The organism is Sphingomonas sp. R647, assembly GCF_020177055.1.
Classification (GTDB): domain Bacteria; phylum Pseudomonadota; class Alphaproteobacteria; order Sphingomonadales; family Sphingomonadaceae; genus Sphingomonas.
Genome location: NZ_JAIQXT010000002.1, coordinates 300499 through 327090 on the forward strand (window position 1 = coordinate 300499; position 26592 = coordinate 327090).

General features: G+C 66.0%; 23 protein-coding genes. 18 read left to right on the forward strand and 5 right to left on the reverse strand.

From position 1 onward, the window contains the following. Nucleotides 1-2: 2 nt before the first annotated feature. Both xrtA and K9B35_RS05345 read left to right on the forward strand, forming a co-directional pair. Entirely contained in the window at nt 3-1532 is a 1530-nt protein-coding gene (gene xrtA / locus K9B35_RS05340) for an exosortase A (RefSeq protein WP_224921108.1), read from the forward strand. Between the two features lie 164 nt (nt 1533-1696). Beyond that, nucleotides 1697-3586: an XrtA/PEP-CTERM system amidotransferase gene (locus K9B35_RS05345; protein ID WP_224920776.1), complete on the forward strand. Its 1890-nt coding sequence runs from the start codon at nt 1697-1699 to the stop codon at nt 3584-3586. Between the two features lie 93 nt (nt 3587-3679). On the opposite strand, the gene K9B35_RS05350 is transcribed toward K9B35_RS05345, so the two are convergent. Further along, nucleotides 3680-4120: an MAPEG family protein gene (locus K9B35_RS05350; protein ID WP_224920777.1), complete on the reverse strand. Its 441-nt coding sequence runs from the start codon at nt 4118-4120 to the stop codon at nt 3680-3682. Nucleotides 4121-4214: 94 nt separating this feature from the next. Then, nucleotides 4215-5207, reverse strand: a complete 993-nt coding sequence (locus tag K9B35_RS05355; RefSeq protein WP_224920778.1) for an alpha/beta hydrolase — start codon at nt 5205-5207, stop codon at nt 4215-4217. Between the two features lie 120 nt (nt 5208-5327). Here K9B35_RS05355 and K9B35_RS05360 point away from each other — a divergent pair, with 120 nt between their 5' ends. From K9B35_RS05360 to K9B35_RS05415, 12 genes are all read left to right on the forward strand, one after another. Next, nucleotides 5328-6533, forward strand: a complete 1206-nt coding sequence (locus tag K9B35_RS05360) for a saccharopine dehydrogenase family protein (RefSeq protein ID WP_224920779.1) — start codon at nt 5328-5330, stop codon at nt 6531-6533. Nucleotides 6534-6691: 158 nt separating this feature from the next. Then, nucleotides 6692-7861, forward strand: coding sequence for a carboxynorspermidine decarboxylase (locus K9B35_RS05365; RefSeq protein ID WP_224920780.1), 1170 nt, complete (start codon nt 6692-6694; stop codon nt 7859-7861). A gap of 71 nt (nt 7862-7932) precedes the next feature. Continuing rightward, nucleotides 7933-9801: an ABC-F family ATP-binding cassette domain-containing protein gene (locus K9B35_RS05370; RefSeq protein ID WP_224920781.1), complete on the forward strand. Its 1869-nt coding sequence runs from the start codon at nt 7933-7935 to the stop codon at nt 9799-9801. Nucleotides 9802-9899: 98 nt separating this feature from the next. After that, on the forward strand, nt 9900-10790 hold the full coding sequence (locus K9B35_RS05375; protein ID WP_224920782.1) for a histone deacetylase: 891 nt from the start codon (nt 9900-9902) through the stop codon (nt 10788-10790). 91 nt (nt 10791-10881) lie between these two features. Beyond that, nucleotides 10882-12759, forward strand: a complete 1878-nt coding sequence (locus K9B35_RS05380) for a 2-oxoacid:acceptor oxidoreductase subunit alpha (protein ID WP_224920783.1) — start codon at nt 10882-10884, stop codon at nt 12757-12759. Continuing rightward, complete coding sequence (locus K9B35_RS05385) at nt 12756-13286, forward strand: hypothetical protein (RefSeq protein WP_224920784.1); 531 nt, start codon at nt 12756-12758, stop codon at nt 13284-13286. The genes K9B35_RS05380 and K9B35_RS05385 overlap by 4 nt, the downstream gene beginning before the upstream one ends. 45 nt (nt 13287-13331) lie before the next feature. Further along, nucleotides 13332-13757 (forward strand): hypothetical protein, encoded by a 426-nt coding sequence (locus K9B35_RS05390; RefSeq protein ID WP_224920785.1) that lies wholly within the window; start codon nt 13332-13334, stop codon nt 13755-13757. Then, on the forward strand, nt 13754-14779 hold the full coding sequence (locus tag K9B35_RS05395) for a 2-oxoacid:ferredoxin oxidoreductase subunit beta (RefSeq protein WP_224920786.1): 1026 nt from the start codon (nt 13754-13756) through the stop codon (nt 14777-14779). Before K9B35_RS05390 ends, K9B35_RS05395 begins: the two co-directional genes overlap by 4 nt. A 12-nt stretch (nt 14780-14791) precedes the next feature. Then, a complete protein-coding gene (locus K9B35_RS05400) occupies nt 14792-15757 on the forward strand; it encodes a metal-dependent hydrolase (protein WP_224920787.1) in 966 nt (321 codons plus the stop codon). Continuing rightward, nucleotides 15754-17121, forward strand: coding sequence for a cryptochrome/photolyase family protein (locus K9B35_RS05405; RefSeq protein WP_224920788.1), 1368 nt, complete (start codon nt 15754-15756; stop codon nt 17119-17121). Before K9B35_RS05400 ends, K9B35_RS05405 begins: the two co-directional genes overlap by 4 nt. A gap of 120 nt (nt 17122-17241) precedes the next feature. Next, nucleotides 17242-18429 (forward strand): SAM-dependent methyltransferase, encoded by a 1188-nt coding sequence (locus K9B35_RS05410; protein WP_224921109.1) that lies wholly within the window; start codon nt 17242-17244, stop codon nt 18427-18429. Between the two features lie 12 nt (nt 18430-18441). Beyond that, nucleotides 18442-19608: a serine hydrolase domain-containing protein gene (locus K9B35_RS05415; RefSeq protein WP_224920789.1), complete on the forward strand. Its 1167-nt coding sequence runs from the start codon at nt 18442-18444 to the stop codon at nt 19606-19608. Nucleotides 19609-19668: 60 nt separating this feature from the next. On the opposite strand, the gene K9B35_RS05420 is transcribed toward K9B35_RS05415, so the two are convergent. After that, on the reverse strand, nt 19669-21966 hold the full coding sequence (locus K9B35_RS05420) for a hypothetical protein (protein WP_224920790.1): 2298 nt from the start codon (nt 21964-21966) through the stop codon (nt 19669-19671). Between the two features lie 81 nt (nt 21967-22047). On the opposite strand from K9B35_RS05420, the gene K9B35_RS05425 reads away from it, so the two are divergent. The 4 genes from K9B35_RS05425 to K9B35_RS05440 all read left to right on the forward strand — a co-directional run bounded on the left by K9B35_RS05425 (nt 22048) and on the right by K9B35_RS05440 (nt 25598). After that, on the forward strand, nt 22048-22341 hold the full coding sequence (locus tag K9B35_RS05425) for an Hpt domain-containing protein (protein ID WP_224920791.1): 294 nt from the start codon (nt 22048-22050) through the stop codon (nt 22339-22341). Between the two features lie 45 nt (nt 22342-22386). Then, nucleotides 22387-23640 carry a dipeptidase gene (locus K9B35_RS05430; RefSeq protein ID WP_224920792.1) on the forward strand — a complete coding sequence of 418 codons (1254 nt, stop codon included), beginning with the start codon at nt 22387-22389 and terminating at the stop codon, nt 23638-23640. A 97-nt stretch (nt 23641-23737) separates the two neighbouring features. Continuing rightward, the gene (locus K9B35_RS05435) at nt 23738-24865 is read left to right on the forward strand and encodes a sensor histidine kinase (protein ID WP_224920793.1); all 1128 of its coding nucleotides are present in this window, start codon (nt 23738-23740) and stop codon (nt 24863-24865) included. Further along, nucleotides 24855-25598 (forward strand): LytR/AlgR family response regulator transcription factor, encoded by a 744-nt coding sequence (locus K9B35_RS05440; protein WP_224920794.1) that lies wholly within the window; start codon nt 24855-24857, stop codon nt 25596-25598. The genes K9B35_RS05435 and K9B35_RS05440 overlap by 11 nt, the downstream gene beginning before the upstream one ends. A gap of 62 nt (nt 25599-25660) precedes the next feature. Here K9B35_RS05440 and K9B35_RS05445 read toward each other — a convergent pair whose 3' ends face one another. Both K9B35_RS05445 and K9B35_RS05450 read right to left on the reverse strand, forming a co-directional pair. After that, on the reverse strand, nt 25661-25996 hold the full coding sequence (locus K9B35_RS05445) for a UrcA family protein (protein WP_224920795.1): 336 nt from the start codon (nt 25994-25996) through the stop codon (nt 25661-25663). A 254-nt stretch (nt 25997-26250) separates the two neighbouring features. After that, the gene (locus K9B35_RS05450; protein WP_224920796.1) at nt 26251-26475 is read right to left on the reverse strand and encodes a hypothetical protein; all 225 of its coding nucleotides are present in this window, start codon (nt 26473-26475) and stop codon (nt 26251-26253) included. Nucleotides 26476-26592 lie beyond the last annotated feature (117 nt).

A 26592-nucleotide genomic window follows, 5' to 3' on the forward strand; every position in this document is an offset into this window, starting at 1 on the left:
GCATGGCGAGCGCGGCGATTCCAGTTGCGGCAGAGCGGCTGTTCGATGCGCGCTGGCAGCGGCATGCGGCGATGCTGGCGGGCGTGTGGGCGCTGCTGTTGCTGCTGTTCCGGGGCGATGTCGGTGACCTGACCGCGATTTACTGGACCAACACGACGTTCGGGCATTGCCTGTTTGTCGCGCCGGTCGTCGGGTGGCTGGTGTGGCAGCGGCGGGTGGATCTGGCCAAGGTGCCGCCGGTCGCGTGGTGGCCGGGACTGGTGATCGTTGCGGGCGGCGCTGGGGCGTGGTTGCTGGGCGATGCGGCGGGTGTGGCGCTGTTCCGGCATCTGGGGCTGGTGGTGATGCTGCAGGGCGCGGTGGTTGCCTTGCTGGGGCCGAATGTCGTGCGGGCGCTGGCGTTTCCGCTGGCGTATATGATCTTTCTCGTGCCGTTCGGTGAGGGGCTGGAAAAGCCGCTTCAGGATCTGACGGTCGCGATTTTGGTGCCGCTGCTCGACCTGTTCGGGGTGCCGGCGCATGTCGATGGCGTGCTGATCACGACGCCCAATGGTTATTTCGAGGTGGCCGAGGCGTGTTCGGGGGCGAAGTTCGTGATCGCGATGATCGCGTACGGCGCGCTGGTGGCGAATGTCTGTTACACGAGCTGGCCGCGGCGGGTGGCGTTCATGGCGGTGGCGCTGGTGGTGCCGATCGTCGCGAACGGCGTGCGCGCGTTCGGGACGGTCTATGCCGCGTATCTGACGTCGGTCGAGGCGGCGACGGGGTTCGACCATATCCTTTATGGCTGGGTGTTCTTTGGCGCGGTGATGGCGGGCGTGCTGGCGATCGGGTGGAAATGGTTCGACCGCGATCCGGATGCGCCGTGGTTCGATCCGGCGAAGCTGCAGGCGCGCTGGCCGGGGACGGCGCAGATGCCGGCGGTGGTGGCGCTGGTTTCGCTGACGATCGTGAGCCTGTTCATGGCCTGGGCCGGGGTGATCGCAGCGCGCGCCGATACGCTGCCCGCACGGGTCGTTGCGCCGCAGGTGGCGGGGTGGACGCAGGTGCCACTGAGCACGCGTGCGGTGTGGAAGCCCAACTTCCCCGGCGCGGACCATTTCGTGATGACCCGCTATTCCGACGGGATGGGGGCGCAGGTCGACCTGGTGTTGACGGTCTATTCCAGCCAGCGCGAGGGCAAGGAGCTGGTCGGATTTGGGCAGGGCGCGATCCGCGAGAATGACAGCTGGGTGCGGATCGAGGATTTGCCGGCGCTGGAGGGCGGAAGCGCGCTGCGGATGACGGCTCCCGGGCCAGTCGAGCGCGAGGTCGTGACCTGGTACCGCGTCGGTGATGCGGTGACGGGCAGCCCGTCGCGGGTGAAGGCAGAGACGCTGCGGGCGAAGCTGCTGGGTGGGCGGCAGCGCGCGGTGGCGGTGATGGTGTCGGCGGAGAAGACCGATCTGCCGACTCGGGCGGCGATCAAGCGGTTTCTCGGCGCGATGCCGCCGGTGGATGAGCTGGCGGATCGGGCGGCGGGGACGAAATAGAGGCGGTTCGTCGGGCTGGGCTTGCAACCTTTCGTCACCCCCGCGAAAGCGGGGGCCCATCTCCCGGACGTGCCACAAGCCCAACCGTGGTAAGTTGGGAGAGTGCCGGAGATGGGCCCCCGCTTTCGCGGGGTGACGGCTGATGGGGCGGGGTTCACGACACGATGTGCGGCATAGCTGGCCTTTACTATCCGGGAACGCCCAAGCCGGTGGAGCCTGCGCGGGTGCGGGCGATGACCGACGCGCTGGTGCATCGCGGGCCGGACGGAGCCGGCGTGTGGACCGCGCCGGGCGTTGGCCTCGGGCATCGGCGGCTGTCGATCATCGACCTGGCCGGCGGCGCGCAGCCGATGGCGACGCCGGAGGGTGATGTCGTCGTCAGCTTCAACGGCGAAATCTATAATTTCCAGGAAGTTCGCGCTGAGCTGGAAGCCAAGGGCGCGGCATTTGTCAGCCATAGCGACACCGAGGTGCTGCTGCATGGCTGGCGCGCCTGGGGGCCGGGGCTGCTGGCGCGGCTGAACGGGATGTTCGCCTTCGCGTTGTACGATGCGCGCGCGCAGTCGCTGTTGCTGGCGCGCGACCGGATGGGGGTGAAGCCGCTCCATTATGTCGAGCTGTCGGACGGGGCGGTGGCGTTTGCCTCGGAGATTAAGGGGCTGCTGGCGCATCCACTGTTCCGGCGGACGCCCGATTTCACGGCGATCGAGGATTTTCTGGGGCTCGGCTATGTCCCCGACGATGCGAGCGTACTGGCGGGGGTGAAGAAGCTGCTTGCCGGGCATTATCTGTTGCTGGAGCGCGGCAAGCCCGTACCTGCGCCGGTCAAATGGTGGGACATCGACTTTTCGCAGCGGGCCAAGGGTTCTGCGCGCGATCTGGAGGCGGAGCTGATCCACCACCTGCGCAGCGCGGTGCGCTCGCGGATGATCGCCGATGTGCCGCTGGGCGCATTCCTGTCGGGCGGGGTGGATTCGAGCGCGGTGGTGGCGCTGATGGCCGAGGCGAGCCGGGCGGCGGTGAAGACCTGTACCATCGGGTTCGATGAGGCGGGCTATGACGAGACCGCGCATGCTGCGCTGGTCGCCGAGCGCTTTGCGACGCAGCACCGGGTGCAGACTGTCGCGGCGGATGATTATGCGCTGATCGATACGCTGGTGCATCATTTCGATGAGCCGTTCGCGGATGCGTCGGCGCTGGCGACGTACCGGGTGTGCGAGCTGGCGCGGGAAAGCGTGACGGTGGCGCTGTCGGGCGATGGCGCGGACGAGGCGCTGGCCGGGTATCGGCGGTACAAGTTCCACGCGGCGGAGGAGCGGGTGCGCTCGGTGCTGCCGGAATCGGTGCGCGGCATGTTCGGGGCGCTGGGACGGGTTTATCCCAAGGCCGATTGGGCGCCGCGGCCGCTGCGCGCGAAGACGACGCTGCTGGCGTTGGCGGACGAGGGCGGGGTGGCTTATGCCAAGGCGGTGGGGGTGACGACGCCGGGGGTGCGGTTTGGTCTCTATACCGACGCTGCGCGGGCGACGTTGGGGGAGCATCGTGCAGAGACGCGCTATGTCGAGACGATGCGGGAGGCGCCCGCGCGTGACGGGCTGGACCGCGCGCAATATGCCGATTTCAAGCATTGGCTGCCCGGCGATATCCTGACCAAGATGGACCGCACCAGCATGGCGGTGAGCCTGGAGGCGCGCGAACCGCTGCTCGATTACCGCTTCGTGGAGTTCGCCGCGACCTTGCCCGCATCGATGCGGATCCGGGGCGGGCAGGGCAAGTGGTTGATGAAGAAGGCGCTGGAGCCGTATCTGCCCAAAGAGGTGCTGTACCGGCCCAAAATGGGGTTCGTGACGCCGGTGTCGGCGTGGTTCCGCAAGGCGCTGGCGGAGGAGGCCGTGGGGCTAGCGCGGTCGCGCGTGCTGGCGGGGAGCGGGTGGTTCGAACCCAAGGCGATTGCGCGACTGGCCGAGGAGCATCGCAGCGGGCGCGCCGAGCATGGGCGGACGCTGTGGCAGTTGATGATGCTGGAGCGGAGTTTGGCGCGGCTGTTTCCTTAGCCCGTCGCCCCGGCCTTGAGCCGGGGCTGGGCTGCCTTCCGGGCCGATTAAGAAGAAGCCCGGTCCCGGGTCAAGCCCGGGACGACGATGGGTTTAGTGGAGGCTCACGCCCCAATACGCCATCGCCGCATGCACCGTCAGCATGATCAGCACGATCGTCGCGAGTGAGAACAGCGAGAAGCGGATGATGACGCGGTTGGTGGTGACCTGGATCAGGCTGTGGGCGATGCGCAGCGCGACATAGGCCCAGGCGATCTGCGCGTTGAGATTGTCACCCTGATCCATCAGCGCAAGCACGATGCAGATGGCGTAGAACAGCACCGGCTGTTCGAGCAGATGGTTGTAATTGTCTGCGGGCCATTGCTGTTTGGCCGGGATTACCTTTTTGAGATCGCTGCCCGTGCCGCCGGTCAGATTGGCGACGTCGATCCCGGCGGCCTTCATCGCGGGGATGCGGGTGAAGTACATCCATAGCCAAATGATGAGGGTCCAGCCGATCAGTGCGATCACTGGGCCGAAGATGGCGCTGTGCATGGTGTGTCCTCCCCCTTGTTTGAGTGGGAGGGTGACGGATTTGTTGCGGGGGTGCAACTAGCGCCAACTCCTCCACGTTCCGGGGAGCATTGGATCACTTTACATGCGTCGCGGTCCAGGTGGCGAACCACTCCAGCCATTTGTGGCCGGGGTTGGTCGGTGGGAGCGAGAGCGCGCCGAAGCCGTGGCCGCCGCGTTCGAGCAAGTGCGCCTCGACCGGAACCTTGTGGCGGCGGGCGGCTTCGACCAGCGCGATGCTCTGGCCGACCGAAACGGTGCCGTCGTCCATTGCGTGGGCGAGGAACAGCGGCGGCATCGCTGCGCTGGCACGGGTGAGGACGTCAAAGCGGGCGGACGCTGCGCCTGCGGGCGGCGGGCCGCCGAACAGGTTCGGGCCGGAGCGGCTGTTGGGGCCGGCGCTGGCAAACTGGGTGACCGGGTAGATCAGGCCGGAAAAGGCGGGCCTCGCCGACAGGCTGTCGGCGGTGTCGCGGGCCTTGTACACCGGATCGGCATGGCCGACGGTCAGCGTGCCGCCGAGATGGCCGCCGGCGGAAAAGCCGAGGATGCCGAGCTTGGCGGGGTCGATGCGATAATGCGCAGCATTGGCGCGGATCAGCCGCATCGCGCGCTGGGCGTCCTGCAGCGGCACGTCGGTGCGGTTGAACCAGCCTTCGCCGGGCAGGCGATAGGCGAGGACGAACACGGTGATGCCGAGCGGGTTGAGCACGCGCGCGACGTTCACGCCCTCATTGATCAGGCTGACAAAGACATAGCCGCCGCCGGGCATCACCAGTACCGCGCGCCCGTCGGGCCGTTGCGGGCGGAATACGCCGAGATAGGGGTGGCGGATGCCCTTTTCCCAGCGCTGCGGCGTGCCGAGCGGCAGGGGGACCGGCTGTTTCGATGGCGCGATGCCGGGCGGGGTGCCGGGCGGGAGGGTCGGCCACAGCATCAGCGTTTCGCGCGGGGGCCAGGGCGGGGCGGGGGCGAACACCTTTGGCGCGGATTGCGCCGCGGCAGTTCCGGTAAGCCCGAATGCGGCAGCGCCGCCGATGAATGTCCTGCGTCCGATCGTCATGCTCATGTCGCGGTCATAGGGGAATGAGGGCGCGAAGGGCCAGCCCGCGCAACGCCCTTTGCATCCGGGGCGTTGCTCCCATATGGGGGCGGCATTCCCCCGGGACATATGAGGAAGGACAAAGGCGTGAAGGACGTTCTCGTAATCGGCGCAGGCGGCGTTTCGTCGGTCGCGGTGCACAAGATGGCGAAGAATCCCGAGCTGTTCGGCAAGATCACGCTCGCCAGCCGCCGTCAGTTCAAGTGCGATGCGATCGCCGAATCGGTCAAGGAGCGCTTTGGCGTGACGATCGATACCGCGCAGGTCGATGCCGACGACGTCGCCGCGACGTCGAAGCTGATCGAGCAGGTCAAGCCGAACCTGCTGGTCAATCTGGCGCTGCCCTATCAGGACCTGAACCTGATGGACGCGTGCCTGAACACCGGCACCGACTATCTCGACACCGCGAACTATGAGCCGCGCGACGAGGCGCGGTTCCATTATGGCTGGCAGTGGGATTATCAGGATCGCTTCAAGAATGCGGGCCTGATGGCGCTGCTCGGTTCGGGCTTCGATCCGGGCGTGACCAGCGTGTTTGCGATGTACATCAAGAAGCACCTGCTCGACACGATCCGCACGCTCGACATTCTCGACTGCAATGGCGGCGATCACGGCCAGCATTTCGCGACGAACTTCAATCCCGAGATCAACATCCGCGAGATCACCGCGCCTGCGCGGCACTGGGAAAATGGCGAATGGGTCGAGACCCCGGCGCTGTCGACCCGGCAGGTGTTCGAGTTCGATCAGGTCGGCGCGAAGAACATGTACCTCATGTACCATGAGGAGCTGGAGAGCCTGGCCAAGTTCATCCCCGAAATGGAGCGGGCCCGCTTCTGGATGACGTTCGGCGAGCAGTATCTGACGCATCTGCGCGTTCTGCAGAATGTCGGCCTGACCTCGATCGAGCCGATCATGTACGAAGGCCGCGAGATCGTGCCGCTGCAGTTCCTCAAGGCCGTGCTGCCCGAGCCGTCGACGCTGGGCACCACGACCAAGGGCAAGACCAATATCGGCGACATCGCGACCGGCATGAAGGACGGGGAAGAGAAGACCTTCTACGTCTATAACGTCTGCGACCACGAGGACGCGTTCGAGGAGACCGGCAATCAGGCGGTGAGCTATACCACCGGCGTTCCGGCGATGATCGGCGCGGCGCTGATGCTGAATGGCCAGTGGCGTGGCGAGGGCGTGTTCAACATCGAGCAGTTCGATCCGGACCCGTTCATGGCCATGCTGAACCAGCATGGTCTGCCGTGGCAGGTGCATGAGCTGGCGGAGCCGCTCAAATTCTGATGGGGAAGGGGGCTTCGGCTCCCTTCTTTCGTTTGTCCCCGGACTTGATCCGGGGTCGAAGCACCGCTCCTTTTTTCCAGATACAAGACCGCCCTTCGACAAGCTCAGGGCAAACGGAGTTTAGTCCCTTGGCCGATACCCGTGCAGCGTCGCCCGTGATGTCCACCAAGGCCGGCGATCCGGGCGCGTTCGCCGGGTTCGACCTGTCGCGAGTACCGTCGCCCTGCTTCGTCGTCGATGCGGCGGCGGTGGAGCGCAATTTGGCGACCATTGCGGATGTCCGTGATCGCGCGGGGGTGAAGATCCTGCTGGCGCTCAAGGCGTTTTCGATGTGGTCGCTGGGCGATCTGGTCGGGCGCTATCTGGACGGGGTCGCGACCTCGGGCCTGTATGAGTCGCGGCTCGCGCGGGACCATTATCATGGCGAGATCGCGACCTATTGCTCGGGTTACAAAAAGTCCGACATGGTCGAGATCTGCGCGATTTCCGATCATGTGATCTTCAACACGCCGTTCCAGCATGCGGCGATGAAGAGCGAGCTGGCGGCGGCGCGTGCGCGCGGCGAGACGTTCGAGGTCGGGCTGCGCCTGAACCCGATGCACAGCGAGGGGGAGGTCCAGAAATACGACCCCGCCCAGCCGCATTCGCGGCTCGGCTTCCCCGCGGATCAGCTGAAGGCCGAGCATCTGGAGGGCGTGGACGGAATCCATGTCCACTCGCTGTGCGAACAGGACTTCCCGCCGTTGCGCCGGACCTGGGAGGCGCTGAAGCCGCGGATCGCGCCGTATCTGGGTCAGCTGAAATGGCTCAATTTCGGCGGCGGGCATCATATCACGCGCGCCGATTATCAGCGCGACGATCTGGTCGATTTCCTCAAACAGGTGCGCGACGAGACCGGGCTGGAGGTGATCCTGGAGCCGGGCGAGGCGATCGCGCTCGATACCGGCATATTGGTCGGCGAGTTCGTCGATGTGTTCACCAACGGCATGCCGATCGGCGTCGTCGATATCTCCGCCACTTGCCACATGCCCGATGTGATCGAGGCGCCCTATCGTCCCGCGATGCTGGGCGAAGAGGGCGATGTGCTGGTGCGGCTGGGCGGTCCATCGTGCCTCGCCGGCGATATCCTCGGCGATTTCCGCTTTCCGGAATGGCCGGTGCCGGGACAGCGCTTCGCGTTCCTCGATCAGGCGCATTATTCGATGGTCAAGACGACGACGTTCAATGGCGTGCCGCTGCCGAGCATCGCGCTGTGGGACAGCCGGAGCGACGAGCTGCGGATCGTGAAGTCGTTCGGCTATGCGGATTTCGAGGGGCGGCTGTCGTAACTGCCGCTTGCGGTGTGCTGGCGATCGAGCGGGGGCTATCGAATGCTGCGCTGCGGTGATAGGCGGCGCGCATGTTGAATCTTTCCGGAATCACCGTGCGCCTTGGTGGCCGCGTCATCATCGACCGTGCGAGCGCGGCGTTGCCGCCAAAGGGGCGCATCGGCCTGATCGGGCGTAACGGCGCGGGCAAGTCCACTTTGGTCAAGGTCATCGCCGGGATGATCGACCCGGACGAGGGCAGTGCCGACATGCCGCGCGGCGCGCGCCTGGGCTATGTCGCGCAGGAGGCGCCGGCGGGCAAGACGACGCCGTTTGAAACGGTGCTGGAAGCCGATGTCGAGCGCGCGGCGCTGATGGCGGAGGCCGAGGGCCTTGAGGATCCGCACCGGCTGGGCGAGATTCACGAGCGGCTGGGGGCGATCGACGCCTATACCGCGCCGTCGCGTGCGGCGCGGATTCTGGTCGGGCTGGGGTTTGACGAAGAGGCGCAGCATCGTCCGCTTGACAGTTTTTCCGGCGGGTGGCGGATGCGCGTGGCGCTGGCGGCATTGCTGTTCAGCCAGCCGGACCTGCTGCTGCTCGACGAGCCGTCGAACCACCTCGACCTTGAAGCGGTGCTGTGGCTTGAGGATTTCCTGATCTCCTACCCCGCGACGATCGTGATCGTCAGTCATGAGCGGGATTTCCTGAACAACGTCGTCGACCATATCCTGCACCTCGAGCGCGGCAAGCTTACGCTCTATCCCGGCGGATATGACGCGTTCGAACGGCAGCGCGCCGAGCGACAGGCGCAGCAGGCGGCCGCGCGTGAAAAGCAGATGACCGAACGCGCGAAGTTGCAGGATTTCGTCGCGCGCAACTCGGCCCGCGCGTCGACTGCCAAACAGGCGCAGTCGCGTGCCAAGGCGCTGGCGAAGATGCAGCCAATTGCGGCGGTGATGGACGATCCGACGCTGGCGTTCGGCTTTCCCGACCCCGACCAGCTGCGCCCGCCGCTGATCACGCTCGATCATGCCAGCGTCGGTTATGATGGCACGCCGATCCTGTCGCGGCTGAACCTGCGGATCGATCCCGATGACCGCATCGCGCTGCTCGGGCGCAACGGCAATGGCAAGACGACGCTGGCGCGGCTGCTTGCGGCGCAACTGACCCCGATCGAGGGCGAGAAGGCGGCGTCGGCGAAGATGCGGGTCGGATACTTCACCCAGTATCAGGTCGAGGAACTGCACAGCGACGAGACCCCGTTCGACCATATGCAGCGGCTGATGGACGGCGAGAAGCCGTCGGCGGTGCGCGGCCAGCTTGGGCGGTTCGGCTTTGCCGGTGACAAGGCGATGACCAAGGTCGGCAAGCTGTCGGGTGGTGAGCGCGCGCGGCTGGCGCTGGCGTTGATCACGCGCGACGCGCCGCACATGCTGATCCTCGACGAGCCGACCAACCATCTGGATGTCGACTCGCGTGAGGCGCTGATCCAGGCGCTGACCGCCTATCAGGGCTGTGTCGTGATCGTCAGCCATGACCGGCATATGATCGAAATGACCGCCGACCGGCTGGTGCTGGTCGATGGCGGGACCGCGACGCCGTTCGACGGGAGCATCGAGGATTACATCGCCTTCGTGCTGGCCAAGGAGCCCAAGGCCGAGGGCGCGGCGAAGGGCGGCAACCGCAAGGACGCGCGGCGCGAGGCGGCCGAGGCGCGCGAGAAGGGCAATGCGATGCGCAAGGCCGCCAAAGCGGCGGAAGCGGAGCTGGTCAAGCTGCAGGAAAAGCTGAGTGCGATCGACCGGGCGATGTTCGATCCATCGAGCGCTGCGCCGGAGTTCACCAAACTGACGATGACCGAGCTGATGAAGCAGCGCGGCGCGGTGGTGAAGGCGATCGAGGCGGCAGAGATGACGTGGATGGAGGCGCAGGAGGCGCTGGAGGGGATGGCGGCATAGGCCGAGCTCCGTTTGTGCTGAGCCTGTCGAAGCACCTTCTCGACGGTTCGGGCTGCGGCCCTTCGACAAGCTCAGGGCAAACGGATTAAGGGCTGCCTGTGACCATCGCCGTCGTTCACCACCCGCTCTACGTCGCGCCGGCTCCTGCGCGCAGCCAGTATCAGTGGAACAAGAACGGCCTTGTCCGCGACCTGCTGCGCGATCTGGGCGACGCGCTGGAGTGGCATGAGCCCGCGCCGATGCCGCGCGAGTGGATCGAGGCGGTGCATGATCCCGATTATGTCGCCGAGGTGATCGAGAGCCGCGTCCCGCGCGAGAAGGAGCGGCGGATCGGCTTTCCTGTGACGGCGGAGGTTGCGGCGCGGGCCCTGGCGGTTCCGGGCGGTACCTATGCGGCGGCGAAGATTGCGCAGCAGCGGGGCTTTGCCGCCAATACCGCCGGGGGCAGCCATCATGCGCTGCACGCGACGGGCGCAGGGTTCTGTGTGTTCAACGACCTCGCCATCGCCGCGCACCGGCTGGCGGAGGAAGGCGAGCGGGTGCTGATCGTCGATTGCGATGTGCATCAGGGCGATGGCACCGCGGCGCTGACCGCCGGGCGCACCGACATCGCGACCTATTCGATCCATGCCGACAAGAACTTCCCGGTGCGCAAGGCGCGATCGACGCTCGACGTTGCGCTGCCCGATGCGGTGGATGATGCGGGCTACATGGACGCGCTGACCACTAGCCTGCCGGGGCTGGTCGATGCGTTTGAGCCAACGATCCTGCTGTATCAGGCCGGGGTCGATCCATGGGAGGGCGACCGGCTGGGGCGGCTGGCGCTGAGCCTGGAGGGGTTGGTCGTGCGCGATTCATGGATCGCGACGCTGGCGCGGCGGCATGGGCTCCCGCTCGCCAGCGCATTGGGCGGGGGCTATGGCGTCGATGCGATGGAGGTGTCGGCGCGGCATGTTGCGTCGATCCTGGCGCTGGGCGGCCCCCCCTAAAAGAACCGGTTGCAACCGTCCGGCATCCTTCTACCTTCCATGCAACCCACCCCGAGGCGTAAGAGGGTGGGACATTGCAGGAAGAGACTGAATGGCCACTGCCGCCCATCAGGTCACGCCCGAAGAGGCTTCCGCCAATCCGCCACCCGAGGCGGTCGTCGTCCGATTTGCCGGCGACTCCGGAGACGGGATGCAGCTGACCGGGGGGCAATTCACCCTGTCGACCGCGCTGGCGGGCAATGATCTCGCCACCTTCCCCGACTTCCCCGCCGAGATCCGCGCGCCGCAGGGGACGTTGTTCGGGGTTTCCGCTTTCCAGATCAATTTCGGGTCGGCGGCGATCGAGACCGCGGGCGATGCGCCCGACGTGCTGGTCGCGATGAACCCGGCGGCGCTCAAGACCAATGTCGGCGATCTCAAGCCCGGTGGTCTGATCATCGCGGACGAGGGTGAGTTCAACAAGCGCAACCTCGACAAGGCGAAATACGCCGCGAACCCGCTGGAGGACGACAGCCTCGCCAAATGGCAGCTGCTCAAACTCAATATCTCGCAGCTGACGCTGGATGCCGTGAAGCCGTTCGGGCTTGGCAACAAGGAAGCGCTGCGCTGCAAGAATATGTGGACGCTGGGGCTGGCGCTTTGGATGTTCGACCGTGAGCGCGGGCCGCTGATCGACTGGCTCAAGGCCAAGTTCGCCAAGGCGCCCGAGCTGGCCGAGGCGAATATCGCCGCGCTGAATGCCGGCCATGCCTATGGCGAGACGGCGGAGCTGGGCGCGCTGGGGATTGCACAGGTCCATGTTCCCGCCGCGCCGGTCGAGCCGGGGCTGTACCGCACGGTGACCGGGGCTGAGGCGATTTCGATGGGGCTGGTCGCGGGGGCGCAGCTGGCCGGGTTGCCGATGTTCTTTGGCGGCTATCCGATCACGCCAGCATCGGCGATCCTGCATTATCTCAGCCGGTTGAAGGAGTTCGGGGTCACGACCTTCCAGGCGGAGGACGAGATTGCGGCGATCGCGTCGGCGCTGGGCGCGTCCTATGCCGGGCAGCTGGGCGTTACCTCATCGTCCGGGCCGGGCATCGCGCTGAAGGGCGAGGCGATGGGCCTGGCGATCATGACCGAGCTGCCGCTGATCATCGTCAATTCGCAGCGCGGCGGGCCATCGACGGGCTTGCCGACCAAGACCGAGCAGTCGGACCTGTATCAGGCGGTCTATGGCCGCAACGGCGATGCGCCGATGCCGGTGATCGCGACGCGCTCCGCCGCCGATTGCTTCGACGTGGCGATCGAGGCGGTGCGGATCGCGACGCAATATATGACCCCGGTGATGATCCTGACCGACGGCTATATCGCCAATGCCGCCGAGCCGTGGAAGGTGCCGGACATGAGCGGCTATGCGCCGTTCCCGGTGACGTTCAAGACGGATGCGCCGGCCGAGGGCGAGAAGTTCATGCCCTATGCCCGCGACGAAAAGCTGGCGCGGCCATGGGTGAAGCCGGGGACGCCGGGCCTGCTCCACCGTATCGGCGGGATCGAGAAGCAGGTCGGCACGGGCAACCTCGATTATTCGGCGGACAACCATCAGGCGATGACCAATATCCGCCGTGACAAGGTGGCGGGGATCGATGTCCCGGATCAGGTGATCGAGCAGGGCGCGGCGGGCGGAAAACTGGTCGTGGTCGGCTGGGGATCGACCTATGGCCCGATCACCCAGGCGGTGCGGCGCGCGCGGCGCAAGGGGTTGGATGTCAGCCACATCCATATCCGCCATATCTGGCCGATGCCGGGAAATTTGGGTGATTTGCTCAAGGGTTACGAGAAGGTGCTCGTGCCCGAGATGAACACCGGGCAGCTCAAGACGGTGCTGCGTGATCAGTTTCTGGTCGATGCGCGGCCGTTGAACAAGGTGTCGGGGCAGCCGTTCCGGATCCATGAGATTGAGGCGGCGATCGAAGGGGCGCTGGCATGACATTGCTTCTGGCGCTGCTGAGTGCTTTCGTGCTGACGCCGATGCCGGGCGCCGGAGAGGCTGTCGGACCTACTGAAGCGCGGATGACTGCCCTGCCAGGCCAGCTGGCAGGATTGGAGCGCACACGTGCGCATCATCGGAATGATCCGCTCTTCGTTTATCTCGGCCGATCGAACCTTTCGCCGATCGTTGCCGTAGCGTTTGCCGACGTGGCCAAGCCATCCGAGTGGCGTAACCTGGCTCGGGTCGGACGGGGCGAGGCTGAGCGAGCCGGGCTGATCGAAACGCTGTTTGAGGGCAAGTTCAACGTACCTGCCGATCCGGACGCACGAACGTATTTTGGCGACTATCTGACCAAAGACGGCGTGAAGCAGGTTTGGGTCGCCGAATATGGCGGCGTGCGCACGACAGTGGTTGCGAGCATTTACACCGCCGATGACCGCCGCAGGGTGTTCGATGCCATTCGCCGACAATTGCTTGGCGGTGCCGAGATGACTGCACAAGTCACTCCGGCTGAGGCGAATTGAGGGATTTGCAATGAACACCAGTGCTGGCCGCTATGAGGGACCGTAATGTCTGAGCCAAATGGATCAGTAGAAGGAGCGCCTCTGCTGTGGCCATTTGTGGCAGTTATCGCCGGTGGCGTGTTCAGCTATCTGGTACTGGGACGGGACGACGTCTCCACTCTTTTGGGGTTCGCTATCGGTGCCGTTGCGCTCCGCGCGAACATTCCGAATTTTCAGGCTAAGTGGGCGCTTTCGTCGCGTCACAAAGCGCGCTTCATGCTCGTCATCAAGGCACTGGTCGCCGTGGCAGGTTGCGCGCTAGTGGCGATGGCGCAACTCGCGCCTGATCTGATCGCTGTACGTTGGTCGCCTATCAGCGGCTGGCGCACTGTGAGCGGCGGCGCAAATTCGTACATTCTAGTAACCTATTTGGGAGGCGTCGCGCTGGGCATTGCGCTGGCGCTTCCGATCCGCGTGAAGGCAGAAGCATGAACGAGATCACCACCATCCGCCCGTCGACGCCGAAGGATTGGGAGACCGATCAGGAGGTCCGCTGGTGTCCCGGCTGCGGTGACTATGCGATCCTGAAGGCGGTGCAGCGGACGATGCCGGAGATCGGTGCGACGCCGGAGAACACCGTGTTCGTCAGCGGTATCGGCTGCTCGTCGCGCTTCCCCTATTATATGGAAACCTATGGCTTCCACACCATCCATGGCCGCGCGCCGGCGGTGGCGACGGGGGTGAAGCTGGCCAATCCGGACCTGGACGTCTGGATCATCACCGGGGACGGCGATGGCTTGAGCATCGGCGGGAACCACACGATGCACCTGCTGCGTCGTAACCTCGATTGCCAGATCCTGTTGTTCAACAACGAGATTTACGGCCTGACCAAGGGGCAATATTCGCCGACCAGCCGGGAAGGGACGCGCTCGCCCTCCACGCCGTTCGGGTCGGTCGATCACCCGGCCAAGCCGTGCGCGTTCGCGCTTGGGTCGGGCGCGCGGTTCATTGCGCGCGGGATCGATGTGAACAAGAATCTTCCCGTGGTGCTGAAGGCGGCGCACGCGCATAAGGGCGCGGCGTTCGTCGAGATTTTCCAGAACTGCATCGTCTATAACGCCGATGTGTTCGCGTCGTTCGTGGACAAGGCCAATGCCGGGCACCAATTGTGGGTCGAGCATGGCAAGCCGCTGGTGTTTGCGGGCGGGACCAAGGGGCTGGCGCTGGATGTCGAGCGACTGACGCTCAAGGTGATCGACATTGTCGATGGCGATGTGTCGGGCGTGGTGGTGCACGACCAGACCAATCGCGGGCTTGCGCATATGCTGGTCGAGATGCCGTTCGGGCCGTTCCCGATGGCGCTGGGCGTGATTTATGACGATCCCGCGCCGACGTTCGAAAGCGCGGTGGTGGCCCAGAACCGGGCGGCGAGTGAGGGCAAGGTTCCAGACCTGCAAAAGCTCGTCAGCAAGGGCCAGACCTGGCAGGTCGACAAGGAACCGCGCGAAGCATAGGGCACCTGCCTTATGGATAACCTAACTCATAGCATGATCGGTGCTGCGCTGGGGCAGGCGGGGCTCAAGAAGCTGTCGGGCCTTGGCATGCCGACGCTGATCATCGCGGCGAACATTCCCGATCTGGACGCGGCCTGCACCGTCTATGGCATCCAGTCGCTGGAGATGCGGCGCGGGCTGACGCATGGGCCGATCGCGATGCTGGTGCTGCCGGTGTTGTTGACCGCGATCATGGTCGGGTTCGACCGGTGGCAAACGCGGCGGGGCAAGCGGCCTGAGGCGCGCGCGCCGGTGCGGCCATGGCATCTGTTGCTGCTGGCGTTGATCGGCACCCTCAGCCATCCGGCGTTCGACTGGCTCAACAGCTATGGCGTTCGCCTGCTCGAGCCGTTTTCGTCGCGTTGGTTCTATGGCGACAGCATCTTCATCATCGATGTGTGGATGTGGGCGATGCTGATCGGCGGGTTTCTGTGGTCGCGCCGGGCGGAGCGGCGCGGGGGTAACTGGCGGCGGCGCGGCGGGATCGTGGTGGCGGCGGTGAGCGCCTATATTCTGGGCAATGGTGTTCTGACGGGTTTCGCCGAAGCGCGGACGGCGGAGCGGGTACGGGCCGACTATGGCATCACGCCCGAACTGGTCGTCGCCAATCCGATGCCGATCGCCTTCTGGCAGCGCGAGACGCTGTGGCGCGGCCAAGGACAGCGCGGGAGCGGGTCGCTCAACCTGACCGGCGGGCTATTGCCCAGCCTATTCGCCGAGCCGGAGCGCGGGCCGCTGCCGATCGGGATGGACGATCCGCGCATCGCGGCGGCGGCGGCGCGCGATCCGGAGGTGCGCGCTTTCCTGTTCTGGTCGCGCATGCCCTACACCGAGAGACAGGGTGACGGCAGCATCGTGATCGGGGATCAGCGGTTCGGCAACGAACTGGCGCGCGGACGATTCAGCGTCCGCATCCCGCCCGACAGGGAAACTGAATGACGAGCATCCTGTGGTTTCGCCGTGACCTGAGATTGTCCGATCAGGCGGCGCTGATTGCTGCGGCGGGCGAGGGGCCGGTGGTGCCGGTCTACATCCTCGACGACGAGACGCCCAAGCATCGCGCGATGGGCGGGGCGTCGCGCTGGTGGCTGCACCATAGCCTGGCCAGCCTCGATGCAGCGTTGCGAGAGAAGGGATCGCGGCTGATCCTGAAGCGGGGCAAGTCGGACGAGGTACTGGCGGCGCTGGCCGAGGAAGTCGGGACGCGGCGCGTGCATTGCCTGCGTCACTACGAGCCATGGTGGCGCAATGCCGAGCGGGCGGTGGCCAAGCGGCTGGAGCTGGTGTGCCATGACGGAAACTATCTCGCGCCGCCGGGGTCGGTGACGACCGGTGCGGGGGAGCCATACAAGATTTTCACGCCGTTCTGGCGCGCATTGCAGGGGCGGATGCCGCCCGCTGCCGCCGCAAACCGGCCGCGCGAGATACCCGCACCGTCGAGTTGGCCGAAGTCGGACCGGCTGGATGATTGGGGGCTATTGCCGACGAAGCCTGACTGGGCGACGGGCTTTGCTGAGTGGGATCCGGGCGAGGCGGGCGCGCGCAAGCGGGTCGATGCGTTCGTTGACAAGGCGGCGGATTATGACCGCACGCGCAACCTGCCGTCGATCGAGGGCAGCTCGCGGCTGAGCCCGCATCTGCATTTCGGCGAGGTCTCGCCCGCCACGATCTGGCACCGGGTCGCCGATGCGGGCGGGTCGGTCGATGTGTTTCTGAGCGAGATCGGTTGGCGTGATTATGCGCAGAATGTGATCCTGCAATTCCCTGACTATGCCGCCAAGAATGCGCGGGAGAAGTTCGACGCGATCCCGTGGCGTGACACCGGGTCTGCCGCAGTCCGCGCGGATTTCGAGGCCTGGACGAAGGGGCGGACCGGCTATCCGATCGTCGATGCCGGGATGCGGCAGCTGTGGGCGACCGGGTGGATGCACAACCGCGTGCGGATGATCGCGGCGAGTTTCCTGATCAAGCATCTGCTGATCGACTGGCGCGAGGGCGAGCGCTGGTTCTGGGATACGCTGGTCGACGCCGATTACGCGAGCAATGCGGTCAATTGGCAATGGGTGTCGGGGACGGGCATCGATTCGAACATGTTCGTGCGGATCATGGCGCCGCTGTCGCAGTCGGATAAGTTCGATGCGGCGGGCTATATTCGTGAGTGGGTGCCCGAGCTGGCACGGCTGCATGACGATGTGATCCACGATCCGGAGGAGCATGGGCGGCGGCCAAGCGACTATCCGCGCAAGATCATAGGGCATCGCGAAGCGCGCGAGCGGGCGCTGGCGGCGGTGCGGGGGATTTAATCCCGCCAATTGCACCTTGCCCGACTCGCGGTTCGCATGGTTGTTGCGCGCGTGACCCAGACCAGTACCCGCAACCGTGGCCGTCGTGACGGATCGAACCTCCGTGGCGCGGTCGGCGCGATGATTGCGGGAATTGCCGAGCCGTGGCTCCACCGCCTGCTCGACCGGATCGATGCGGGGCTGGCCGAGGGCGCGATTGCGGCGACTTTGCCCGGCGGCATGCAGCGTCGGCTGGGCGGGCGGGCGCCGGGGCCGGAGGCGGTGGTGGTGATCCGCAGCTGGCGCGCATTGTGGCGACTGGCGACCGGCGGGTCAGCGGGCTGGTATGAGGCGTGGGCGGCGGGTGAGTGGACCAGCCCCGATCCGGTGCCGCTGTTCGACCTGTTCGTGCGCAACCGCGCAACGTTGGGCGATGCAGGACGCGCGGGGGGCGTGGGGCGGATCGCCAAGCGCGCGTGGCACTGGTTCCAGCGCAATTCGCGCAAGGGTTCGCGCCGCAACATCGCCTATCATTACGATCTGGGGAATGACTTCTACGCGCCGTGGCTGGACGCGAGCATGACCTATTCGAGCGCGCTGTTCGCGCCGGGCGTGGTGTCGCTGGCGCAGGGGCAGGCGGCGAAGCTGGCGGCGGTGTTGGAGCGGACCGGGACTGCGCCGGGCGACCGGATCCTTGAAATCGGGTGCGGCTGGGGATCTTTCGCCGAACTCGCCGCGCGCGGCGGGCGACAGGTGCACGGCATTACGCTGTCGGCGGAGCAGAAAGCCTATGTCGAGGCGCGGATGGCGCGGGCGGGGCTGAAGGGCGTCACCGTTGGCTTGACCGATTATCGCGACGTGACGGGCGTGTTCGACGCGGTGGCGAGTATCGAGATGGTCGAAGCGGTGGGGCAGGATTACTGGCCTGCCTATCTGGCGACGATCGCGCGGGTGCTGAAGCCCGGCGGGCGCGCGGCGATCCAGTATATCGCGATCGATGATGCGATCTTCAACGCCTATGCGCGCAATGTCGATTTCATTCAGGCCTATGTGTTTCCGGGCGGGATGCTGCTTTCTGAGAGCCGGTTCCGCGCGATTGCGCAGGCGCAGGGATTGCGCTGGAGCGATCAGCAGAATTTCGGCGTCGATTATGCCGACACGCTAAAGATATGGCGCGAGGCGTTCGATGCGGCGGTGGCGGAGGGGCGACTGCCCGCAGAATTTGATTCCCATTTCGTCGATCTGTGGCGCTATTACCTGATGTATTGCGAAGGCGGGTTTCGCGGCGGGGGCATCCATGTCGCGCAGGTCACGCTGATAAAAGACTGAGGGAGAGCGATGATGCGGGCATTTGGAGTCGCGCTGGGCGCGCTGGCATTGGCGAGCTGCGCAGCAGGAGCAGGGACGCCGCCGCCCGCCACTCAAGCCGCTCCGCACGATGTCGCGAAGCTGCGTCAGGTCGGTGCCGCTATACTGTTCTGGTCGCAGGAGGAGCGGTACCGCAACTTCCCGGCGATGGAGAAGGTCTTCCCGGGCACCACTGCCCGCGCCGGGCGCAAGGTCCGCGCGCTGCCAAAGGGCGCGCCATTGCCGATCGCCGAGGCGGACGTGTCGGCATTCATGGCCGCGCAGAATATCACCGGGCTGCTGGTGCTGCAGGATGGCAAGGTGCGGCTGGAGCGTTACGCGCGCGGCTATGGGCCGGACGGGCGCTGGACCAGCTTTTCGGTGGCCAAGTCGGTGACGTCGACTTTGGTTGGGGCGGCGATCAAGGACGGGTATATCAAGTCGATCGACGATCCCGTGACGCGCTATATCCCGGACCTTGCCGGTGCTGGCTATGACGGGGTGTCGATCCGCCAGCTGCTGACGATGACGTCGGGGGTGAAGTGGAACGAGGATTACACCAACCCCAATAGCGACGTTGCGCGGATGTTCGCCGAGGCGGTGCCCGCCGGGGTGGACCCGACCGTCTTCTACATGCGCAAACTACCGCGGGAGAGCGATCCCGGGGTCAAGTTCGTCTACAAGACGGGCGAGACCAATCTGATCGGCGTGCTGGTGCGCCGGGCGACGGGCAAGTCGCTCTCGGCCTATCTCGAAGAGAAGATCTGGAAGCCATACGGCATGGAGCGTGATGCGTTCTGGATGACCGATCAGACCGGGGCTGAAGTGTCGGGATGCTGCCTGTCGGTGTCGCTGCGCGATTATGGGCGGATCGGGCAGATGGCGCTGGAGGGCGGCAAGGGCGTCGTGCCCGCCGGCTGGTTTGCGGACGCAACCAAGGCGCAGGTGACCTTCCCCGGCGGCGGCTATGGCTATCAATGGTGGGTGCCAGCGGGCGGTGTGTTCGCGGCGCAGGGCATTTTTGGGCAATCGATCATTGTCGATCCGGCGAACAAGCTAGTGATGGTCACCAGCGCTGCGTGGCCGCGTGCGAGCGACCGCGATTTGTCGGCGGCGCGGATGGCGTTTGCGATGAAGGTGCAGGCGGCAGTGAAGGAGTAGTTACTTATCCTCCCCCAGGGGGAGGATTGAGTGCGGCTGAAGCGGCCCGTCCGAAAGGCGTCAGCCCCGCAGCCGTTCGATCGCCTGGGCCAGCGCGACGTAGAGCTTGCCCATGTCGGACGAGAGCAGCGTCACGCCCAGCGGGGCGCCGTCGCGCAGGGCGAGGACCTGACGCAGCATCGCTTCGAAATCGTGGATGTAGCGATTGACCTGCTCGCGGAAGTCGGGATCGCCCTCGTACAGCGATGAGACTTCGCGCGCCTGACCGCTGTCGAGCAGGCGGACGGCGCGGCGGGTGAAGACGCCGCGGTCACCCTTCAGATACGCCGCCCAGGCGCTGTCCGACACTTCGTGCGCGAACGCCTTGGAGATGTCGATCGAGGCCGAGTTGAGCGCTTCGACCAGCAGCGACACCCGACGCGCGAAATTGTCGCGGTCGGCGTTTTCGCGTTCGGCACGGGCTTCGTCGATGCGTGCTTCGACCTGGGCCGATGCGTCGTTGATCGACAGCATCTGGTGGGCGAGCCGTTCGCTGGCGCGGGCGGCGGCATTGACCGCGCCCTGGGTCACTTCGCCCAGTTCGATCAGCTGGGTGCGGACGCTGGCGTCGAGTGCGCGGCGCAGCGCGGCGGAGCCCGCCTCCTCGAGTTGGCGGGTCGCTTCGGGGACGAGGCTGGCGAGCGCGACGCGGGCCTGATCCGACGCAGCGTTGGCGGTTTCGCGGATGCGGAGCAGCGCATCGACCAGCTCGGGCGCGGCCTCTTCGGCGAAGCGGCGGGCATTGGCGATGGCGCGGTCGACCACATCCTCAAGCTGCGCGGTCTTGGCCTGACCATCCTCCAGCGAATCGAGCAGCGCCGCCTGCGTCTTGGCGAGCATGTCGCGCTGCGTGCGCACGACATCGGCGATGGCCTCAATCGCGTCGTGGGTGCTTTCGGCGGCGGTGACGAGCGCGAGCAGTTCGGGCTTCGACGCGGCGATGACGCCACGGGTCGCGCCGATCCGCTGTTCGAGTCGCACCAGCGCCTCGGGCATCGTCTCGTCCATCTCGCGCGCCGAGGCATCGAGCGCGGTCAGCAGCTCTTCGGCAGTCGCGATCACGCGGCGCGCGGTTTCGTCGCCATCGCGCAGCGTCGCACTCATCGCACTGGCCGAGCTGTCGAGCGCGCTGATTGAGGCGGACAGCGCCTGGGTGCGCTCCATGCCGTGGCTGTGCAGCGACGCCAACTGGCCATCGGCCTGGGCGATGCCGCCGGTGACTGAGGCGAGCAGGATATCGACTCGCGTCTGCTCTTCGCCCAGCCGGTCGGCGATGCGACCGATCGTCTCTTCGACCTCGCCGATCCGGGTGCCGACGGTGTCGATGCTGTCGCGCCCGGCCTTGTCGAGCGAGGCCTGATTGGCGGCGAGCATGGCGAGCATCGCTTCGCCCTGTGCGGCGATGCCCTTGCGCGCCTCGTCCACCGCAGCGGCGGCGCGGTCGAGCATGGCGTCGACCGTTTCGGACATGCTGGCGGCGACGCCTTCAAGCCGGGTGCCGGCGGATTCGCTGGTCGCTTCCATCCGGGAGATGTGTGCGGCGAGCCGCTGGGCGGCGCCGCCGGCGATGCTGTCCGCCTCGCGCCCGCGTTCGCCGAGTGCAACGAGTTGCGCGTCGAGCGCCGAGGCGTGTTCGCTCGCCTTCATGCCCGCCGCATCGAGCGTCGCGGCCATGCCGGTCATTTCCTCATGCGCGCGCGGCAGTGACGCGAGGACGATGCCGACACTCTTCTCGGCAGAGGCACCGCTATCGACCAACTTCTGCGCGCTGTCGGACACGGCGCGCGCCTCGGCGGCCATGCCGTTGGAGATCGCCTGAAGCCGTTCGGCTGCCCGGTCGCCCATCGCCATAAGCGCGGTGGTCTGGTCGGCGAGTTCAGCGCGGTTCGCTTCGATCTTGCGCGACAGCGTGGCGACGACACGCTCGAGGCTCGCGGCCTCGGCACGCATCGCGCGGGCAGTGTCGCCGAACCGGCGGGCCTCGGCGGTGCTGCTGCGGCGGAGGAGCAGCCACAGGATGCCGATCAGCGCGGGCGGGATGCACAAGGCTGCGATCAGCTGGATGAGGTCAGCGGGCGGGGGCGGGGCGGCGAAGACCGGCTGGAGCAGCCAGCCGGCGACGCCGATCCATGCCAGCACCAGCCCGAAGGCGAAGGTCGCCGCGAGCCATGCGCTGCGCACGCGCGGCGGCTCCTCTTCGGACTGAAGCGCCGTTTCGGGCGCGGCTGCCAAGGGCTCACCCGCCTCTTCGACGAGCAGCAGTTCGTCGTCCTCGTCGTCAAGCGGACGCGGTCCGATCTTGTTCGTTCCCCCGTTCATTGTCCCGGTTTAGCACAATCGCCCCATCGCCGCCTAGCATTGTGAAACCACTCATTAAGCACGTGGAATCTAGGGTCGGGCATGGCGTATGATCCCGGTGCAATCGATGCGACTCTGGCGGCGGCGGTGGGCGATGAGCCCGGCCTGATCGCGGAGCTTCGCGGGGCGTTCCTCGAAAGCGCAAAGCGCGCGCTGGACGGGCTGGCCAAGGCCGATGATCCCGAGGCGTGGCGCGGTGCCGCGCTGCGGCTCAAGGGGCTGGCGGCAAGCTTTGGCGCGATCCGGCTGATGGCGCTGGCACAGGATGCGGCGGATGCGCCTGCGGGCGACCGCGCGGTGCTGCGCAAAATCGAGCGCGCGGTGGAGCGGCTCTGACCTGATTGCCCTTTCATCGCTGGCCCGCCGCGCTAGGCTGGGGCCATGTCGATGTTGACCCTCGCTTCGTTGCTGCTGCTCGCCGGTCAGGCGCAGCTGCCCCCCGCACCCGACTCCGCGACACAAAAGCGGGTCGACAAGGTGCTGTCCCGTGCCCCGGTGATTGACGGGCACAACGACCTGCCATGGGAGCTCCGCAGTTCGCACGAGTCCCGGGTCGAGGGCGTGGAACTGGGTGCCGATACGGCGTCGCTCGCCAATCCGCTCCAGACCGACATTCCACGGCTGCGCAAGGGCAAGGTCGGCGGACAATTCTGGTCGGTGTATATCCCGGCGAGCATGACCGGGCCAAAGGCGGTGGAGGCGACGATCGAGCAGATCGACATCGTCCGCCGGATCGTTAATCGCTACCCGCAGGACTTCGCGATGGCGCGCACGGTCGCCGATGTGCGGCGCATTTCGCGGCAGGGCAGGGTCGCGTCGCTGATCGGGGTCGAAGGCGGGCACCAGATTGACGGGCGGCTGGCGGTACTGCGCCAGTTCCATGAGCTGGGCGTCGGATACATGACGCTGACCCATGGCAGGAGCCTGAGCTGGGCGGATTCGTCGACCGATGCACCGCGCGCCAACGGCTTGTCGCCCTTCGGACGGCAGGTGGTCGCCGAGATGAACCGGCTGGGGATGCTGGTCGATGTCAGCCATGTCTCCGACGCGACGATGGCGGCGGTGTTCGAAGTGTCGAAAGCGCCGGTGATCGCATCGCACTCTTCTGCGCGCGCGGTGACCGACCGGCCGCGGAACGTCCCCGACGCGCTGCTGCGCGGGATCGCGAAGAATGGCGGGGTGGTGATGATCGCCTTCTACCCCGGATTTCTGTCGCAGGAGTGGAGCGCGTGGGACCGCAAGCGCACCGACTTTGCCAAGGAACGCGGCGTGCCGGCGAATCTCTATGGCGGCCAGACCCCCGCAGTGCTGGCGGAGTGGGAGCAGGCCAACCCCGAACCGGTGGTCAGCGTCGCGCACGTTGCCGATCATGTCGATCATGTCGCCAAGATCGCTGGGCGCGACCATGTTGGCATCGGCGGGGATTATGACGGGATCAGCGGCACCGGGCCGGTGCAGATGAAGGGTGTCGACAGCTATCCGTTGCTGTTTGCCGAGCTGGCACGGCGCGGCTGGAGCGATGCCGATCTGGCCAAGCTGGCGCAGGGCAATGTGCTGCGCGTCATGGAGCGGGCCGAGGCGGTCGCCCGGTCGATGAAGGGGCAGCCGCCGATCGACGCGACCGCGCCCGAATAGCGCGCAAAGGCCCCGTTTTCGACTAAAGGTCGATCCGCTTCGACAAGCGGGGCTGTCGTGAGTGGTTTGTTGGCGGTCGAGCGCGTTAGGTTCAGAAATGTCCGATCCCGCCCACGCGCTGTCATCGCGATTCACGGTGTCGCCGCGCGTCGCGGTGCTATCGATCATCGGGTTCTGGGCGTTTTACTTTGCCAGCGTGACGCTGCGCGCGTGGATCATGGATTATTCCGGGCATCTGGACATGCTCGACAACCGCGCCTGGGTATCGCTGTTCGGGGTGGGCTTCACCTATCTGCTCTATCGCGCGCTGCGCCCGCTGGAACAGCGCAGCCTGCGAATCCGGGTTGCGGCGGCGTTCCTGTTCTCGATCGTGGCGGCGACCGCCTATTCAAGCGTCAACTACCTGTCCTTCTACGTCTATGATCCAACGCCGCACGAGCCTGCCCCGGGTCCGCCAACGGCAAAGGCGGAGGTGGTGAAGAAGATCGAGAAGGGGCCAGGCCATATGATCGCGGAGAACGCGATCCACTGGTATTTCTTCATTACCTCATGGGCCGTGCTCTATCTGGCACTGTCCTATGCCGGCGCGGTGCGCGCATCCGAACGGGAGGGGGCGCGGTTGCGCGCTGCGGCACAAACGGCGGAGCTGCGCGCGTTGCGGTATCAGGTGAATCCGCATTTTCTGTTCAACGCGCTCAATTCCATTTCGTCACTGGTGATGAGCGGCCGCCACGCAGATGCGGAGGCGATGATCCTCAACCTATCGACCTTCTTCCGTACCAGCCTCGCCGCCGAGCCGACGGAAGACGTGCCACTCGCCGACGAGATTGCCTTGCAGCGCCTGTACCTTGAGATTGAGGCGGTTCGATACCCCCAGCGGTTGCGCAGCGTGTTCGACATCGCGCCGGAGGCCGAGCGCGCCTGTATCCCCGGCCTCTTGCTTCAACCGCTGGTCGAGAATGCGATCAAGCACGGTGTTGCCCCGGCGCGGCGACCGGTGGAGGTGTTGGTCCGCGCGTGGATCGACGGCCTCCAGCTGGTGATCGAGGTAATCGACGATGGCGACGCCGCGCAGGAAACGAAGGGCACCTGTGTCGGCTTGCGCAACGTCCGCGATCGGCTGAACGTGCGGTTTGGCGATGCGGCCTCGCTTGCGGCCGGTCCACGCGCGCAAGGCGGCTTCGCCGCGAAAATCCGGATCCCGGTGGTTGCGCATGGCTGCTAAGCGGATTCGTACACTGATCGTGGATGACGAGCCGCTTGCGGTCGAGCGGATGCAGATACTGTGCGCCGGGATCGCGGAGGTCGACTTGATCGGCACGGCAGTCGATGGCGAGGCGGCGTTGCGGATGATCGATGCGCTTCACCCCGATCTTGTGCTGCTCGACATCGCCATGCCGCATTGTGACGGGATTTCGGTGGCGGCATCGCTTGCCACCGCGCCGGGTGGCCCGGCGGTGATTTTTTGCACCGCGTTCGACCAGCATGCGGTAGCGGCATTCGACGTCGCGGCGGTGGATTATGTGTTGAAGCCCGTCAGCGCCGAGCGGCTTGCGCGGGCAGTAGGACGGGCGGCGGAGGCGATCGGAAGGGGGACGAGCGAGCCGCCGCAACCGCCGTCGCGCTGGGCCGAGGAATTCTGGGTCCCGCACCGGTCGGAAATGGTGCGGGTCGGCGCTGCTGAAATCGAGCGGGTCGATGCCGAGCGCGACTATATGCGGCTGACCGTGGCTGGTCGCAGCTACCTGATCCACCAGACGATCACGGACCTGGAGCGACGGCTGGACCCGGAGCGCTTCATTCGGCTGCATCGGTCGACGATGGTGCGGCGCGACCGCATCGTGAAACTGCGCCACGACGGACTAGGCGCCTGGCATGCCGAGCTGGCCGATGGCGAAAGCGTGCGGATCGGGCGTACCTATCAGGCCGCGGCGAAGGCGATCCTCGCGCCCCGCTAGACCCTGGCCCAAACCGACAAAGAAGCCCCGCCCGGCACTATGCCAGGCGGGGCAGGTAATCGTCAGGGAGCTACTCTGACACTTTGATCGCGCGCGGCAAGTTGCCGGGTGGCGGCGTTGCGAACAGCCAGTTCAATGGCGGGGCGGGCCGATTCGAGGGCTGTGGCGACACAGCGGTTGCGATAGCCGGTCGCGACCAGGTCGCGCATATCGGCAGTACCGCACACTGCCATCGCGGCACGGGAAATCCGGCGTTGGAACGCCTTCTGTCCCGCTACAGCGGACAGATTGAGATCGGCATAGGACACTTCGATCGACTTGCCGGTGCGGGCAGCAGCGGGAAGCGAGACGAGCAGAACGGCACCAAGGGTGACTGCTCGAGCGAGATTGGCAAACATCACGGACCTCTTTGGGTTCTATGCGTTCGGGGGCTGAACGCTGGTCCGGAGCTACGCGCCATGCGGCGTGGGTGCCATTTCCCTTCGACGGATATCGATGTCGCATCGACAAGGCCCGTTCGCGGCCATCAACCGCCGTTCGTCGTCGACAGACGGCGAACGACACCGGGCAGCGGGCATGAAAAAAGGGCGCCCCCGAAGGGACGCCCTTTCAATTCTACCGGACCGCATGGGCCCGCGAAGAACGAACCGGATTAGCCAGCGACGTTGTCGGCAGCTGCTTCCAGGTTGTCAGCAGCGTTCTCAGCTGCGTCTTCGACGACTTCGTTGGTCGCGTTGTCAGCAACCATTTCCATGTTGTCGGCAGCTTCTTCGAGGCCGGCAGCGACGTTCTCGGCGGTGTTGTTCGTGGCAGGCGTGTTGCAAGCAGCGAGCGACATCAGGCCGGTCGCGGCAGCGACGATGAGAATCTTCTTCATTCGTTTGCTCCCAAGCAAAGCTATTTCGGTTCGCCCCGGCCCGATTGCCGTGCGAGTTAGTCGGAATAGCGCCCGTTACGCGTCCGTCAATGGAAATTCATCTGTCAGCAAGGTTTG